Origin of the sequence: Acidovorax sp. (genome assembly GCF_021287135.1) — a bacterium.
Lineage (GTDB): Bacteria > Pseudomonadota > Gammaproteobacteria > Burkholderiales > Burkholderiaceae_C > Acidovorax.
Genome location: NZ_JAJTBB010000057.1, coordinates 34,949 through 50,220 on the forward strand (window position 1 = coordinate 34,949; position 15,272 = coordinate 50,220).

General features: G+C 67.4%; 12 protein-coding genes. 10 read left to right on the forward strand and 2 right to left on the reverse strand.

Annotation, left to right across the window (positions count from 1 at the left end; translation table 11 throughout):
- Nucleotides 1–49: 49 nt before the first annotated feature.
- Together LWW96_RS13675 and LWW96_RS13680 are read right to left on the reverse strand one after the other, a co-directional pair.
- Nucleotides 50–943, reverse strand: a complete 894-nt coding sequence (locus LWW96_RS13675) for a response regulator (RefSeq protein WP_291487873.1) — start codon at nt 941–943, stop codon at nt 50–52.
- A complete protein-coding gene (locus tag LWW96_RS13680; protein ID WP_291487875.1) occupies nt 940–4,437 on the reverse strand; it encodes an ATP-binding protein in 3,498 nt (1,165 codons plus the stop codon). The genes LWW96_RS13675 and LWW96_RS13680 overlap by 4 nt, the downstream gene beginning before the upstream one ends.
- A gap of 174 nt (nt 4,438–4,611) precedes the next feature.
- Between LWW96_RS13680 and urtA the strand changes: the two genes are divergently transcribed.
- From urtA to gshB, 10 genes are all read left to right on the forward strand, one after another.
- A complete protein-coding gene (gene urtA / locus LWW96_RS13685) occupies nt 4,612–5,880 on the forward strand; it encodes an urea ABC transporter substrate-binding protein (protein WP_291487877.1) in 1,269 nt (422 codons plus the stop codon).
- A 205-nt stretch (nt 5,881–6,085) separates the two neighbouring features.
- Nucleotides 6,086–7,000, forward strand: a complete 915-nt coding sequence (gene urtB / locus LWW96_RS13690; RefSeq protein WP_291487879.1) for an urea ABC transporter permease subunit UrtB — start codon at nt 6,086–6,088, stop codon at nt 6,998–7,000.
- Between the two features lie 29 nt (nt 7,001–7,029).
- Nucleotides 7,030–8,244 (forward strand): urea ABC transporter permease subunit UrtC, encoded by a 1,215-nt coding sequence (urtC, locus tag LWW96_RS13695; protein ID WP_291487881.1) that lies wholly within the window; start codon nt 7,030–7,032, stop codon nt 8,242–8,244.
- A 20-nt stretch (nt 8,245–8,264) separates the two neighbouring features.
- Nucleotides 8,265–9,008 (forward strand): urea ABC transporter ATP-binding protein UrtD, encoded by a 744-nt coding sequence (urtD, locus tag LWW96_RS13700; RefSeq protein ID WP_291487883.1) that lies wholly within the window; start codon nt 8,265–8,267, stop codon nt 9,006–9,008.
- Nucleotides 9,009–9,191: 183 nt separating this feature from the next.
- Complete coding sequence (gene urtE, locus LWW96_RS13705; protein WP_291487885.1) at nt 9,192–9,881, forward strand: urea ABC transporter ATP-binding subunit UrtE; 690 nt, start codon at nt 9,192–9,194, stop codon at nt 9,879–9,881.
- A gap of 65 nt (nt 9,882–9,946) precedes the next feature.
- On the forward strand, nt 9,947–11,176 hold the full coding sequence (gene fmdA, locus LWW96_RS13710) for a formamidase (protein ID WP_291487887.1): 1,230 nt from the start codon (nt 9,947–9,949) through the stop codon (nt 11,174–11,176).
- A 53-nt stretch (nt 11,177–11,229) separates the two neighbouring features.
- On the forward strand, nt 11,230–11,595 hold the full coding sequence (locus LWW96_RS13715; RefSeq protein ID WP_291487888.1) for a zinc ribbon domain-containing protein: 366 nt from the start codon (nt 11,230–11,232) through the stop codon (nt 11,593–11,595).
- A gap of 41 nt (nt 11,596–11,636) precedes the next feature.
- Complete coding sequence (locus LWW96_RS13720; protein ID WP_291487890.1) at nt 11,637–12,674, forward strand: aliphatic amidase; 1,038 nt, start codon at nt 11,637–11,639, stop codon at nt 12,672–12,674.
- A 205-nt stretch (nt 12,675–12,879) separates the two neighbouring features.
- Entirely contained in the window at nt 12,880–14,067 is a 1,188-nt protein-coding gene (locus tag LWW96_RS13725) for a benzoate/H(+) symporter BenE family transporter (RefSeq protein ID WP_291487892.1), read from the forward strand.
- Between the two features lie 66 nt (nt 14,068–14,133).
- The gene (gene gshB, locus LWW96_RS13730) at nt 14,134–15,078 is read left to right on the forward strand and encodes a glutathione synthase (RefSeq protein WP_291487894.1); all 945 of its coding nucleotides are present in this window, start codon (nt 14,134–14,136) and stop codon (nt 15,076–15,078) included.
- Nucleotides 15,079–15,272 lie beyond the last annotated feature (194 nt).

A 15,272-nucleotide genomic window follows, 5' to 3' on the forward strand; every position in this document is an offset into this window, starting at 1 on the left:
CCATTTTGACCACATTCCGATAGCGCGTTCCCACCCGGGCGCCAGGGCATCAGCTGTTCAGCAGCTGGCCGGCCACGGCGGCGGCGGCGGTGCGGGTTTCCACGCCCAGCTTCTCGAAGATGTGCTCCAGGTGCTTGTTCACCGTGCGCGGGCTCATGCCGAGGATGTCGCCGATGTCGCGGTTGGTCTTGCCTTTGCTCAGCCACGACAGGACTTCGGTTTCGCGGGGCGTCAGCGCGGCCTGCTGAAGGCTGCGGGGGGCGGCGGCCTCTGGCGCGGCCTGGCTGAGCAGCAGCATGGATTCTCCGAGCCCGCTCTCGCCCATGTGGCGCGCCAGCAGCTGCCTGCCGTCGGCCAGGGCCAGCGTCTGCGAGCCGTCGCGGCGTGCCTGCACCAGCCAGGCGGCGGCCGCTTCTGCGGGCGTTTCGCAGCGGGCGAACGCGGCCTCCAGCCAGCGGGAGGCCTGGGGGGAGCGCCAGGCCGTGCGGCCCTGGCCGTCCAGCATGACCACCCCCAGGCCGGCCACGTCCACGGCGTCCCGCGCCAGCCGCGTGGCCTGCGCGTTGCGCACATGGGTGGCCAGGCGGGCCAGCACTTCGGGAATGCGCAGCGGTTTGACCACGTAGTCCACGCCGCCGCTGGCGAAGCCGCGCACGATCTGCTCCGTGTCGGACAGCCCGGTCATGAAAACGATGGGCACGTGCGACCACGCGGGCGTGGCCTTGAGCTGCCGGCACAGCGTGAAGCCGTCAACGCCCGGCATCACCGCATCCAGCAGCACGGCGTCCGGCACGGTGACATCGAAGCGCTGCAGGGCCTCGGGGGCATCGCGGGCGGCCAGCACGGCATAGCCTTCGGCGGCCAGCGCGTCGCAGAGCATGCGCAGGGTGTCCAGGGCATCGTCCACCACCAGGATGACGCGCTGGGGCATGGGTTCGTTCATGGAATAACTCCGGAAGGGGGCGCAGGGTCGGGCTCGCGCAGCTGCAGGGCCACGGCCTCGAAGTCGAACTGGTCGGCGTGGGCTTGCAGTGCTGCCAGCAGCGCGGCATGGGCCGGCAGCTCCGCGTGGGCGCGCCGCAGCCGTTCGCGCAGCGCGCTGGCCTGGCCCGAGCGCGCGAGCCGGACGAGTTCCAGGCGCACCGCCTCGGGCAGTGGCGCGCTGGCGGCGACGGGGTCTTGGGCCACCGGCGCGGGGGACAGCTGCGACAGCTGAGCCGGCATGGGAGGCGTGTTGTCGCGCAGCCATTCGATCTGCAGGGCCTGCTCCAGCGCCTGCAGCAGTTCAGACTCGACCACCGGCTTGCCCACGAAACCCTGGCACTGCGCGGCGCGGATGCGCTGGGCCTCCTGTTCGAACAGGTTGGCCGAGACGAACACGATGGGCAATTGCCCGGCGGGGTACTGGGAGCGCAGCAGTGCTGCGGTCTGCCAGCCGTCCAGGTCGTCCATGGTGATGTCCAGCAGCACCAGATCGGGCGGCGTCTGGCGCACGACCTCCAGGCATTCGCGGCCGCTGGCGGCTTCGCGCACCACGAAACCCAGGGGCACCAGCAGGCCGGCCAGCAGCTGGCGTTGCAGGGGCTGGTCGTCCACCACCAGCAGCGTGCGCTGGGGCGGCAGGTAGCCGATGACGGGGCGCAGCGTGGCCGTGCTGGGCGTGGGCCAGGACGGATCCACGGGAATGTCCGGCAGGTACAGCCGCACGGTGAAGGTGCTTCCGCGCCCCGGCTGGCTGCTGACGGTGAGCTGCCCGCCCATCAGCTCGGTCAGCAGATGCGTGATGGTCAGCCCCAGCCCAGTGCCGGCCACGCTGGCGCGCCGGCCGGCGCTGCCGCGCTCGAAGGGCAGGAAGATGCGCTCCATGTCCTGCGGCTCGATGCCGATGCCGGTGTCGGTCACCTCGATGCGCGACACATGGGCGCGAAAGTCCATGCGCAGCCGCACCTCGCCGCGCTCCGTGAACCGCACGGCGTTGGACAGCAGGTTGATGAGGATCTGGCGCAGGCGCTTGGCGTCGGCGCGGATCCAGGCCGGCATGCTGCCCAGTGTCTCCACCAGAAAGCGCAGACCCTTGGCCTCCGCCTGCGGCCGCAGCATGGCCTCGATGCTTGCCATCAGGTCGGGCAGCGGCACCGGCGTGAGGTCCAGCCGCAGGCGCCCGGCCTCGATGCGGGCGAGTTCGAGCGATCCGTCGATCAGCGCGTGCATGTGCTGGCCGCTGTGCTGCATCGTCGACAGGGTCTCGCGCAGCCAGCCTTCGGTCTGCGGGTGCTTGAGCAGAATCTGCGTGTAGCCCAGGATGCTGTTGAGCGGCGAGCGCAGCTCGTGCGTCATGCCGGCGACATACCGCGTCTTGGCCTGGCTGGCCTGCTCGGCGTGGTCCTTGGCGGCTTGCAGTTCGGCGTCGGTGCGCTTGTGCGCTTCGATCTCGTGCAGCAGCAGCTGCGTCTGGCGCTCCGACTCGTCCTGGGCCATGCGCCGGCTGTCGGTGCTCAGCACCACCCACCAGGCGCACACGGCGGCCAACAGGGCCAGCAGGGCATACACCTTGAGGAACGGCATGCGCAGGAACTGCGCGGGGGTCTCCAGGCCTTCCTGCACATACACCACGCCCACCACGAAAGCGATCACTGCGCAGAGCGATATCCACACCATCAGGTACTGCCCCAGGCGAAAGTTCACCTTCGCCGCCCAGGTCCGCGGCAGCAGCAGGGCGGCCAGCGCGCGCAGTTGCTCGGCCGCGCGGGAGCCCGTCTTGCAGCGGTCGTGGCAGCGTGACTCCAGGGAGCAGCACAGCGAGCAGATGGCAGCGCCGTAGACCGGGCAGTGGGCCATGTCCTCGGACTCGAAGCGGTTCTCGCACACCGTGCAGCGCACCAGCTCGCCGGGTGCCCAATCGGCCGCGGGCTGGCGGGCCAGGTAGTAGCGCCCGCCCGTCCACCACGCGAACAGCGGGGCCAGCGCCATCGACAGCGCCAGGGCGATGAAGGGCGAGAAGGCCGCCGCGGTCTCGCCCAGGAGTCCGGCGTAGGCGCAGCAGGCCACGGCGGCGGCCACCACCATCGCCCCCAGGCCGACGGGGTTGAAGTCGTACAGGTGTGCGCGGCGAAACTCGATGCCCCGCGGCGACAGGCCCAGCGGCTTGTTGATGACCAGGTCGGCCACCAGCGCGCCGACCCAGGCGATGGCCACGTTGCTGTAGACGGCCAGCACCTTCTCCAGCGCACCGAACACGCCCAGCGTCATCAGCAGCGTGGCAATGCCCACGTTGAACACCAGCCACACCACGCGCCCCGGGTGGCTGCGGGTAATGCGCGCAAAGAAGTTGGACCAGGCCAGCGAGCCCGCGTAGGCGTTGGTCAGGTTGATCTTGGTCTGCGAGACCACGACGAACAGCACCGTGACCGCCACCGCCATGCCGGGCAGGCCCAGCGCCTGCATCACCTGCTGAAAGCCTGCGAGGAACATCTGGGTGGGTTCGGCCGCACGGTGGGCGCCCACCTCGAACTGCAGGGCCGCAAACGCGAGGAAGGCGCCGCCCGCCATCTTGAGCATGCCCATGACGATCCAGCCCGGCCCGGCCACCAGGACCGCGCCCCACCAGCGCCAGCGGTTGGCGGCGGTGCGTTCGGGCAGGAAGCGCAGGAAGTCCACCTGCTCGCCAATCTGCACCACCAGTGAGAAGATCACCGCGCACGCCGCACCGAACATGAGCGGGTTGAACTGGCTGCTGCCGCTGCGCAGGCCCGAGAGTCCGGCGAAGTCGCGGTAGAGCTGGGGCTGGTCCAGGGCGATCCACACGAAAGGCAGCAACAGCAGGAACAGCCACAGCGGCTGCGTCCAGGCCTGCAGGCGCGAGATCAGTGTGATGCCGCGCATCGCCAGGGGCAGGATGACGAGCGAGGACAGCACATAGCACCACTGCAGCGGCCAGTCCACCACCATCTGCAGGGCCAGCGCCATGATGGCCGCCTCCAGCGCAAAGAAGATGAACGTGAACACGGCGTAGATCAGCGACGTGATGGTGGACCCCAGGTAGCCGAAGCCGGCGCCCCGCGTGAGCAGGTCCATGTCCAGCCCGTAGCGCGCCGCGTAGTAGGCGATGGGCAGGCCGGTGCAGAAGATCAGCACCCCCACGGCCAGGATGGCCCACAGCGCGTTGGAGAAGCCGTAGTTGAGCGCGATGGCGCCGCCGATGGCTTCGAGGGCCAGGAACGACAGCGAGCCGAACGCGGTGTTCGCCACGCGGAATTCGCTCCAGCGGCGAAAGCTCTTGGGCGTGTAGCGCAGCGCGTAGTCCTCCATGGTCTCGTCGGCCACCCACGCGTTGTATTCGCGCCGGAAGCGGAAGATGGTCTGCGTCTGCGGCGCCGTAGCGGCCGCGGCTGCGGCTGCGGCTGCGGCTGCGGCTGCGCTGGAAGGTGGTGAGGGCATGCCCCCGCCAAGCAAGAAGTGTTCTCCGGCTGTGCCCCAACGGTGTGCGCACGCGGCTACGTTAATTGACGTATGGGCCGGCGGCAGGGTTGTCCCTAATCTTCAGGCCATGGCGGAACCCGCTTCCACCAACGCCTTTTCACCAACCCTGTTGTTCCCGCAAGGAGTGTCTCCATGAAGAAGCATCCATTCGACCCCCAGGCCATCGGCACCGCCGCCACGGACACCGGTCGCCGCCGCGTGCTGCAGGCGCTGGGCGCTGCCTCCGTGGCGGGATTCCCGGCGTGGTCGCTGGCCCAGGCCACGGCCCAGGTCAACACCACCAAACTGGCCGTGACCGACACCGAGGTGACGGTGGGCCAGCTGCACTCCGCCACGGGCACCATGGCCATCTCGGAGACGGGTTCCATCCAGGCCGAGCAGCTGGCCATCGACCAGATCAACGCCATGGGCGGCGTGCTGGGCCGCAAGATCAAGGTCATCAAGGAAGACGGTGCGTCCGACTGGCCCACCTTCGCCGAGAAGTCCAAGAAGCTGCTCATCAACGACCGCTGCGCCGCTGTCTTCGGCTGCTGGACCAGCGCCTCGCGCAAGGCCGTGCTGCCGGTCTTCGAGAAAGAAAACGGCCTGCTGTATTACCCCACCTTCTACGAGGGCCTGGAGCAGTCGAAGAACGTGATCTACACGGGGCAGGAAGCCACGCAGCAGATCCTCTATAGCCTGGACTGGGCGCAGAAGGAGAAGAAGGCCAAGACCTTCTTCCTGATCGGATCGGACTACATCTGGCCGCGCACCTCGATGAAGATCGCGCGCAAGCACATCGAGAACTTCCAGAAGGGCAAGGTGGTCGGCGAGGAGTACTACCCGCTGGGCAGCACGAACTTCGGCTCGCTGATGAACAAGATCAAGGTGCAAAAGCCCGACTGCCTGTTCGTGGCCGTGGTGGGCGGCTCCAACGTGGCCTTCTACAAGGCCCTCAAGGCCGCGGGCATCACGGGCGACAAGCAGCTGCTGGTGACGTTGTCGGTCACCGAGGATGAGATGACCGGCGTGGGCGGCGAGAACTTCGCCGGCTTCTTCTCGTCGATGAAGTACTTCCAGACCCTGGACAACGAGAACAACAAGAAGTTCGTGGCCGCCTTCAAGGCCAAGTACGGCCCCAATGCGGTGATCGGCGACGTCACGCAGGCGGGGTACCTGGGCCCCTGGCTGTGGAAGGCCGCGGTCGAGAAAGCCAAGAGCTTCGATGTGGATAAGGTGGTGGCCGCATCGCCCGGCATCGAACTCAAGACCGCGCCCGAAGGCTACGTGAAGGTGGATGCCAACCACCACCTGTGGAGCAAGTCGCGCATCGCGGTGGGGCAGCCGGACGGCACGTTCAAGGTGGTGTCCGAATCGCCCGAGCTGATCAAGCCCGATCCCTTCCCCAAGGGGTACCAGTAAGGCACCCCCTGAGGCGCTGTGCGCCTCCCCCCTCTCTCGCTGTGCGGGAGGGGGGCGACACCGTCGGTGCGGGGCGGCCCTTCCTCGGTGTCTCTGGCCTTGGGCCGCGCCGGTTTCCAGGGCCGTGGGCATTGCCGGCTCTGGGGTGCCGGATTTCGCTCGGACTGTTTTTTTTCCTGACTGGCTTGCACGCAGGAGCTGCACCATGACTTTCTCCGAAATGATGAACATCGGCCTGATGCAGGGCTTCGCGGGGTTGAGCCTGTTCGCAGTGCTGCTCCTCATGGGCCTCGGGCTGGCGATCATCTTCGGCCAGATGGGCGTGATCAACATGGCGCACGGCGAGTTCATGACCATCGGTGCCTACACCATCTACCTCGGCTCGGTGCTGACGGGGCAGTATGCGCCGGGCTTTATGCCGTTTTACTTCCCCGTGGCCATCGTGGCCGCCTTCGGGTTCGCCTTCATGGCCGGCTGGCTGGTGGAGTGGGGCCTGATACGCCATCTGTACAAGCGCCCGCTGGACACGCTACTGGCCACCTGGGGCATCAGCTTGGCGCTGCAGCAGTGCTTTCGCACCTTCATCGGCCCCAAGGAGGTCAGCCCCACGCTGCCGGACTGGCTGATGGGCTCCTGGGCCCCGGCCGAGGGCCTGGACATCCCCATCAACGGCCTGTTCGTGCTGGGGCTGACCGCGGTGGTCACGGCGGGCGTGCTGCTGGCGCTGCACAAAAGCCGCTGGGGCCTGCGGGTGCGCGCCACGGTGAGCAACCGCGTGATGGCCAATGCCATCGGCATCGACACCCAGCGGACCGACCGCCTCACCTTTGCCATCGGCTGCGGCATTGCGGGCGTGGCGGGCGCGGCCTTCACCACCATCGGCTCCACAGGGCCCACGTCGGGCTCGCTCTACATCGTTGATGCATTCCTGGTGGTCACCTTCGGCGGCGCGGCCAGCCTGCTGGGCACGGTGGTCTCGGCCTTCGGCATCGCGCAGACGCAGTCCATTTCCGAATTCTTCCTGGCCGGATCCATGGCCAAGGTGATCACGCTCTCGCTCATCGTGCTGATCCTCATGGTGCGGCCGCAGGGGCTGTTCGCTTCGAAGGTCCGGCGCTGATGCCCCCACGTTCTCAACGGAGTTACCCCATGAATGCCCTCAAAGCCTGGATCCAGCGCTACCAGCTCGCCAGCCTGGTGCTGCTGGCCGCGCTGCTTGCCGTGGTGCTGCCGCTTGCGCTGGACGTCTTCCGCCTGAACCTGGTCGGCAAATACCTGACCTATGCCTTCGTGGCCATCGGCCTGGTGATGGTGTGGGGCTACGGCGGCGTGCTCAGCCTGGGGCAGGGCGTGTTCTTCGGGTTGGGCGGCTATGCCATGGCCATGTTCCTCAAGCTCGAAGCGTCGGACCCCGTCAGCACGCAGATCCAGTCCACGCCCGGCATCCCGGACTTCATGGACTGGAACCAGCTCACGGCCCTGCCTTCGTTCTGGGTGCCTTTCAAGAGCCTGCCGTTTGCCCTGGCGGCCGTGGTGGTGGTGCCCACGCTGCTGGCCTGGCTCATCAGCTTTGCCATGTTCAAGCGCCGCGTGGGCGGGGTGTACTTCGCCATCATCACCCAGGCGGTCGCATTGATCCTCACGGTGCTCATCATCGGCCAGCAGGGCTACACCGGCGGCGTCAACGGCATGACCGACCTGAAGACGCTCTGGGGCTGGGACACGCGCACCGACAGCGCCAAGGTCATCCTCTACTACGTGTGCGTGGCGCTGCTGCTGGGGGCCATCATGCTGTGCCGGTGGATCCAGACGGGCAAGGTGGGCACCCTGCTGCTGGCCATGCGCGACAAGGAAGACCGTGTGCGCTTCTCGGGCTACGACGTGGCCGACTTCAAGATCTTCACGTTCTGCCTTGCCGCAGCGCTGTCGGGCATCGGCGGCGCGCTGTTCACGCTGCAGGTGGGGTTCATGTCGCCCAGTTTCGTGGGCATCGTGCCCTCCATCGAAATGGTGATCTATGCCGCAGTGGGCGGCCGCATGAGCCTGGTGGGCGCGGTGTACGGCACGCTGCTGGTCAACGCGGGCAAGACGTTTTTCTCGGAGAGTTTTCCCGACCTGTGGCTGTTCCTGATGGCGGCGCTGTTCATCGGCGTGACCATGGCGTTCCCCATGGGCCTGGCCGGGCTGTGGGAAAGCCGCATCGTGCCCTGGTGGCAGGGGCGGCGCGAAGCGCTGCGCCGCGCCGCGGTGCGGCCACCGGCCCCGCTGGCCGCATCGCATCCGGCGCCGTCCGGGGCGACCGCCAGCTCCGCCCCCACCGCCCCTGCCACCGCACCGGCCGGCGCGACCGGGCAGGGCGCCTGACGTTCACCCGGGAGCACGCCATGAGCAACACCGACTTCACCCTGGCCGTGGAAGATCTCACCGTGTCGTTCGACGGCTTCAAGGCCATCGACGCCCTCACGCTGTACGTGGACAGGAACGAGCTGCGCGTGATCATCGGCCCCAACGGCGCCGGCAAGACCACGCTGCTGGACCTCATCTGCGGCAAGACGCGCGCCACCGGCGGCAGCATCAAGTTCAAGAACGAGGAGCTCAACCGCATGCCCGAGCACCAGCGGGTGCGCCGGGGCATCGGCCGCAAATTCCAGACGCCCTCCATCTACGAGAACCTCTCGGTGTTCAAGAACCTGGAGGTGTCCTACCCCGCCGGCCGCTCGGTGCTGGGCGCGCTGGGCTTCCGCTGTACCGACGCGGTGCGCGCCCGCGTGCAGGCGGTGGCCGAAGACATCGGCCTGGGCGACCGGCTCGACACCGAGGCCGGCCTGCTCAGCCATGGCCAGAAGCAGTGGCTGGAGATCGGCATGCTGCTGATGCAGGAGCCCGAACTGCTGATGCTGGACGAGCCCATCGCCGGCATGAGCGCCCGCGAACGCGAGCTGACGGCCGAGCTGCTGCAGCGCATCTGCCAGAACCGTTCGGTGATCGTGATCGAGCACGACATGGACTTCGTCAAGCGCATTGCCCACAAGGTCACGGTGATGCACCAGGGAAAGATCCTGGCCGAAGGCCCGATGGAAAAGGTGCAGGCCGATCCCAAGGTCATCGATGTGTACCTGGGGCACTGAGATGCACCACATCCCCCTGAGCGGCCGCGCCGCGTCCCTCTTCTCGCGCATCGCTGCGCAATGCGCGAAGGGAGGCGCCGCCAGCGCGGCAGGGCGGTCCTTGCGCGGCGGCCGCTGGCCTGGACCGCGCAGTGCGGGCGCCCCATCCGACGGCCACCGACCTGAACTCTCTGGAGCACAACCATGCTGAAAGTCGAAGACCTGTTTGTCGCCTACGGCCAGAGCGAAGCGCTGCACGGCATCTCATTCGAAGGCCGCGAGAACGAAACCGTGGCCATCATGGGCCGCAACGGCATGGGCAAGACCACGCTGTTCAAGAGCCTGATGGGCGTGCTGCCCGCCAAGAGCGGCAGCATCCGCGTGGCGGGGCAGGACGTGACGCGCGACGAGAGCTTTCGCCGCGTGGCCAAGGGCATTGCCTACGTGCCGCAGGGGCGCATGATTTTCCCCACGCTCACGGTGCAAGAGAACATCGAGACCGGCCTGGAGAACGCGAAGGACAAGCGCATTCCGGACGAGATCTACGCGCTCTTTCCCGTGCTGTGGGACATGCGCCGGCGCAAGGGCGGCAATCTCTCGGGCGGGCAGCAGCAGCAGCTGGCCATTGCCCGCGCGCTGGTCACCGACCCCAAGGTGCTGCTGCTGGACGAGCCCACCGAGGGCATCCAGCCTTCGATCATCAAGGACATTGCCAAGGCCCTGAACGAGATCCGCAAGCTGCGGCGCATCACCATCGTGGTGAGCGAGCAGGTGCTCTCGTTTGCCATGGATGTGGCCGACCGCCTGTTCGTCATCGAGGGCGGACGCCTGGTGCACGAGACCGCCCGCGCCGACACCGACCAGCAGCACATCAAGGCGTACCTCTCCGTCTGAGCGGCTGCCGCGCGGCGGCCCCTCTGCCCAGCCTCACGTTTTTTCGTCACTCCAAGGAGCACACCATGGCCGAGACCCTCATCAAGGTTGACCTCAACCAATCGCCGTATGACAACCCGCAGGTGCACAACCGCTGGCATCCCGACATTCCCATGGCCGTGTGGGTGGAGCCGGGTGCCGAGTTCAAGCTGGAAACCTATGACTGGACCGGCGGTGCCATCAAGAACGACGACAGCGCGGACGACGTGCGCGACGTGGACCTCTCCACCGTGCACTTTCTCTCCGGCCCCGTGGGCGTGAAGGGTGCCGAGCCCGGCGACCTGCTGGTGGTGGACCTGCTGGACATCGGCGCGCGGGACGACAGCCTGTGGGGCTTCAACGGCTTCTTCTCCAAGAAGAACGGCGGCGGCTTCCTGGACGAACACTTCCCGCTGGCGCAGAAATCCATCTGGGACTTCCATGGCCTGTTCACCCGCAGCCGCCACATTCCGGGCGTCAACTTCGCGGGGCTGATCCACCCCGGCCTCATCGGCTGCCTGCCCGACCAGAAGATGCTGGACACCTGGAATGAGCGCGAGGCCGCACTGATTGCCACCGACCCCACCCGCGTGCCCGGCCTGGCCAACCCGCCAGCGCCCGCCACCGCGCACATGGGCAAGCTGCAGGGCGAGGCCCGCGCCAAGGCCGCGGCGGAGGGCGCGCGCACCGTGCCCCCGCGCGAGCACGGCGGCAATTGCGACATCAAGGACCTCTCGCGCGGCTCCAAGGTGTATTTCCCCGTGTACGTGGAGGGTGGCGGCCTGTCGGTGGGCGACCTGCACTTCAGCCAGGGCGACGGCGAAATCACCTTCTGCGGCGCCATCGAGATGGCGGGCTGGGTGCACATGCGCGTCAACCTCATCAAGGGCGGCATGGCCAAGTACGGCATCAAGAACCCGATCTTCAAGCCCAGCCCCATCACGCCCAACTACAAGGACTACCTCATCTTCGAGGGCATCTCGGTGGATGAACAAGGCCGGCAGCACTACCTGGACGTCACCATCGCCTACCGCCAGGCCTGCCTCAATGCCATCGAGTACCTGAAGAAGTTCGGCTACAGCGGCGCGCAGGCGTATTCCATCCTGGGCACCGCGCCGGTGCAGGGCCATGTGAGCGGCGTGGTGGACGTGCCCAACGCCTGCGCCACGCTGTGGCTGCCGACGGAGATCTTCGACTTCGACATCAACCCCACGTCCGCGGGGCCTGTGAAGATGCTGGACGGCAGCATCGACATGCCGATCTCGCAGGACAAATAGGCCGGGCCGCCTGGCTCTGCAACGCCGTCCAACCCCCATCGCCTGAAAAGCCCATGCCCACCTACGACTACGCCTGCGCCTCCTGCGGCCCCTTTGATGCACTGCGCAGCATCGCGCAGCGCAATGAGCCCTGCGACTGCCCCGGCTGCGGCGCGCCGGCAGCGCGCGTGTTCGCGCACGCGCCCCACCTGGCCTGCGTGAGCCCGGAGCAACGGCGCGCGTTCGACACCAACGAGCGCGCCCGGCACGCGCCGCGTTCCTCGCGCGACGGCGATGCGGGCAGCTACGGCCGGCTGCGCCATCCCGCGGGTTGCGGCTGCTGCAGCGCAGGCGGGGGCGGCCGGCGCAGCAGCACCGTGACGGCGCCCGACGGCGCCAAGGCCTTTCCCTCCAAGCGGCCCTGGATGATCAGCCACTGAGGCCGCGCTTTCCCTTGATCTGACTTGCAGGAGCCCACGCCATGATCCACGGCGACATTTCGAGCAGCATGGACACCGTCGGTGTGGCGGTCGTCAACTACCAGATGCCCCGTCTGCACACCAAGGCCGAGGTGCTGGCCAACGCCCGCAAGATTGCCGACATGCTGGTCGGCATGAAGACGGGACTGCCGGGCATGGACCTCGTGATCTTTCCCGAGTACAGCACCCACGGCATCCTGTACGACCGCCAGGAGATGATGGACACCGCTGCCACCATCCCGGGCGAGGAGACCGAGATCTTCGCCGCCGCCTGCCGCCAGGCCAAGGTCTGGGGCGTGTTCTCGCTCACTGGCGAACGGCACGAGGAGCACCCGCACAAGGTGCCGTACAACACGCTCATCCTGATGAACGACCAGGGCGAGATCGTGCAGAAGTACCGCAAGATCATGCCGTGGACCCCGATCGAGGGCTGGTACCCCGGCGACCGCACCTACGTCACCGAAGGCCCCAAGGGACTGAAGATCAGTCTCATCATCTGCGATGACGGCAACTACCCCGAGATCTGGCGCGACTGCGCCATGCAAGGGGCCGAGCTGATCGTGCGCTGCCAGGGCTACATGTACCCGGCCAAGGAGCAGCAGATCCTGATGAGCAAGGCCATGGCCTTTGCCAACAACTGCTACGTGGCCGTCGCGAACGCAGCCGGCTTCGACGGCGTGTACAGCTACTTCGGCCACAGCGCCCTCATCGGCTTCGACGGCCGCACCCTGGGCGAATGCGGCGAGGAGTCCATGGGCGTGCAGTACGCCGCGCTGTCCAAGCGCCTCATCCGGGACTTCCGCAAGAACGGGCAGAGCGAGAACCACCTCTTCAAGCTGCTGCACCGGGGCTACAGCGGCTTGATCCACTCGGGCGAAGGCTCCCGGGGCGTGGCGGCGTGCCCCTACACCTTCTACCAGCGCTGGGTGTCGGACCCCGAAGGAACCCGCGCAGCGGTCGAGGCCTTGACCCGGCCCATGGTGGGCACCGAGGAGTGCCCCGTGGATGGCATCCCCCACCCGGGCAGCGCTGGCGCATGACCCGGCGCCGCCGGCGCGGATGCGGCGAGCGCCCCAATGGCGCGATGAATTTGCTATGCTTATAGGAGCTGCTTGCGCTTGATGGTAAAGGGCTGGAGGGCGATTTGACCATGATTCTGGTGGCTGGGCCGCGGCCGCGCGTGCGGCCCCCGCGGACGGCCCGGCGCGCTGCGGCGCAGGGGGCGGAATGCCAGAATCGCGCCCCATGCAGTTTTTCAAAGACCTGAGCCTGTCCGCGTTCACCGCGGGGTTTGTGGCCGTTCTGGTGGGCTTTACCAGTTCCGTGGCCATCGTGTTCCAAGCCGCGCAGGCTTTCGGCGCCAGTCCGGCGCAAGTCACCTCATGGATGTGGGCGCTGGGGATCGGCATGGGCCTGTGCTCGCTGGTGCCCTCGCTCCTTCTGCGCAAGCCGGTGATGGTGGCCTGGTCCACCCCGGGTGCGGCGGTGCTGGCCACGGCCGGTCTGGCAGGCGGCTTCACCATGGCGCAGGCCGTGGGAGCCTTCATGGTCAGCGCCTTGCTGATCACCGTGGCGGGTGCCACGCGGTGGTTCGAACGGGTGATGGACCGCATTCCCATGGAAATCGCGGCAGCGCTGCTGGCCGGGGTGCTCGCGCGCTTTGGCTTGCAGGCGTTTGCGGCGGCCCAGACGGCACTGCCGCTGGTGGTGAGCATGGTGGCGGCCTACCTGCTCGCGCGCCGGCTGGCCGCGCGCTACGCCGTGGTCATCACCCTGGCCGTGGGCGTGGCGTTTGCGGCCTTGCAGGGGCAAATGGCGTGGTCTGCCGTCCAGCTGGAGATGGCCCTGCCGGTTTTCACGGCGCCGCAGTTCAGCCTGGCCGCCACCATCAGCCTGGCGATTCCGCTCTTTGTGGTCACCATGGCCTCGCAGAACCTGCCGGGGGTGGCCGTGATCCGGGCCTCGGGCTATGACCTGCCCGTGTCCCGGCTGATCACGCTGACCGGCCTGGCCACGCTGGTCCTGGCGCCGTTCGGAGCGTTTGCGCTGAACTTCAGCGCCATCACCGCCGCCATGTGCATGGGGCCCGAAGCCCATGAGGACCGGGACCGGCGCTATACGGCGGCGGTGAGCTGTGGCGCCTTGTACGTGGCCATCGGCCTGGTGGGCGCGGTGATCACCGGCCTGCTGACGGCCTTTCCCAAGGAGCTGGTGGTGGCCATCGCGGGGCTGGCCTTGCTGGGCACCATCGGCAACGGCCTGGCCATGGCGGTGCGCAGCGAACTGCACCGCGAGGCGGCGGTGATCACGTTTCTGGTCACGCTCAGCGGCGTGGTGGTGGCCGGGGTGGGCTCGGCCTTCTGGGGCGTGGTGGCCGGCAGCCTTGCGCTATTTGTGCAACAGTACGGGCGTCGGCCCTCAAGGCCTGCGTGAGCCACGGGTCGAGCAAGGCGCAAGGCCCCGCGTGCTCCAGTGTTCCTATTTAGTGATTCCAGCACCATGAAACTGCTCTTTATTGCCGACCCGCTGTCCAGCTTCAAGATCTACAAGGACACCACCTTCGCCATGATGCGCGAGGCCCAGCGCCGCGGCCACACCCTGGCGGTGTGCGAGCCCCAGCACCTGATGTGGCAGCGCGGCAGCAAGGTGTCCGCCCGCGTGTGCGATATCCAGCTGACCGGAGACCCCGTGCAGTGGTACCGCGCGCAGCCGGACCGCACCGCCGCGCTGGTGGAGTTCGATGCCGTGCTGATGCGCAAGGACCCACCGTTCGACAGTGAGTACTTTTATGCAACGCATCTGCTGGAGCAGGCAGAGCGCGATGGCGCGCAGGTGTTCAACAAGCCCCGCGCCCTGCGGGACCACCCGGAAAAGCTTGCCATCATGGAGTTCCCCGAATTCATCGGCCCCACCCTGGTGACGCGTGATCCGGAGGATATCCGGCGCTTCCATGGCGAGCACCAGGACATCATCCTCAAGCCCCTGGACGGCATGGGGGGCATGGGCATCTTCCGCGTCGGCCCCGACGGGCTCAACTTGGGCAGCATCACCGAGACGCTGAACCGCCACGGCGCGCAGAGCGTGATGGTGCAGAAGTTCCTCCCCGAGATCATCGAGGGCGACAAGCGGGTGCTCATCATTGGGGGCAAGCCGGTTCCCTTTTGTCTTGCGCGCATCCCCCAGGGCAGCGAAGTGCGCGGCAACCTCGCCGCAGGCGGCAAGGGCGTCGCCCGGCCGCTGTCGCCGCGCGACTGGGAGATCGGCAATGCCCTGGGCCCGGTGCTGCAGGAGCGCGGTTTGCTGCTGGCCGGGGTGGATGTGATCGGGGATTGCGTAACCGAGATCAATGTCACCAGCCCCACCTGCTTCCAGGAGATCTTCGACCAGACGGGGTACGACGTCGCTGCGGCGTTTGTGGCCGCCCTGGAGGCGGCCGCCGCCTGATTGGCGCGGCCGCCCGGGGCGCAACGGAAAAATCTTCCAGGGAGTTCCCTAGCCCCCCCCAACCAGTGTTATAGTAGAGGGCTTCGCTACCCGCGCTGCCCAGTTCCTTCGGGACCGGATGCTGCGAGGGAAGAGAAAAAAGTTTGGTCTTGGGTTGCAAGCGGCGTAAAAACCGGTATATAATTCAAGGCTTA

Excerpts from the sequence above, each read along its gene's own strand:
- LWW96_RS13725 (WP_291487892.1), top strand. The coding sequence starts at position 12,880 with ATGCAGTTTTTCAAAGACCTGAGCCTGTCCGCGTTCACCGCGGGGTTT.
- gshB (WP_291487894.1), top strand. The coding sequence starts at position 14,134 with ATGAAACTGCTCTTTATTGCCGACCCGCTGTCCAGCTTCAAGATCTAC.
- urtC (WP_291487881.1), top strand. The coding sequence starts at position 7,030 with ATGAATGCCCTCAAAGCCTGGATCCAGCGCTACCAGCTCGCCAGCCTG.
- urtB (WP_291487879.1), top strand. The coding sequence starts at position 6,086 with ATGACTTTCTCCGAAATGATGAACATCGGCCTGATGCAGGGCTTCGCG.
- urtE (WP_291487885.1), top strand. The coding sequence starts at position 9,192 with ATGCTGAAAGTCGAAGACCTGTTTGTCGCCTACGGCCAGAGCGAAGCG.
- urtA (WP_291487877.1), top strand. The coding sequence starts at position 4,612 with ATGAAGAAGCATCCATTCGACCCCCAGGCCATCGGCACCGCCGCCACG.
- LWW96_RS13675 (WP_291487873.1), bottom strand. The coding sequence starts at position 943 with ATGAACGAACCCATGCCCCAGCGCGTCATCCTGGTGGTGGACGATGCC.
- LWW96_RS13720 (WP_291487890.1), top strand. The coding sequence starts at position 11,637 with ATGATCCACGGCGACATTTCGAGCAGCATGGACACCGTCGGTGTGGCG.
- LWW96_RS13715 (WP_291487888.1), top strand. The coding sequence starts at position 11,230 with ATGCCCACCTACGACTACGCCTGCGCCTCCTGCGGCCCCTTTGATGCA.
- urtD (WP_291487883.1), top strand. The coding sequence starts at position 8,265 with ATGAGCAACACCGACTTCACCCTGGCCGTGGAAGATCTCACCGTGTCG.
- LWW96_RS13680 (WP_291487875.1), bottom strand. The coding sequence starts at position 4,437 with ATGCCCTCACCACCTTCCAGCGCAGCCGCAGCCGCAGCCGCAGCCGCA.
- fmdA (WP_291487887.1), top strand. The coding sequence starts at position 9,947 with ATGGCCGAGACCCTCATCAAGGTTGACCTCAACCAATCGCCGTATGAC.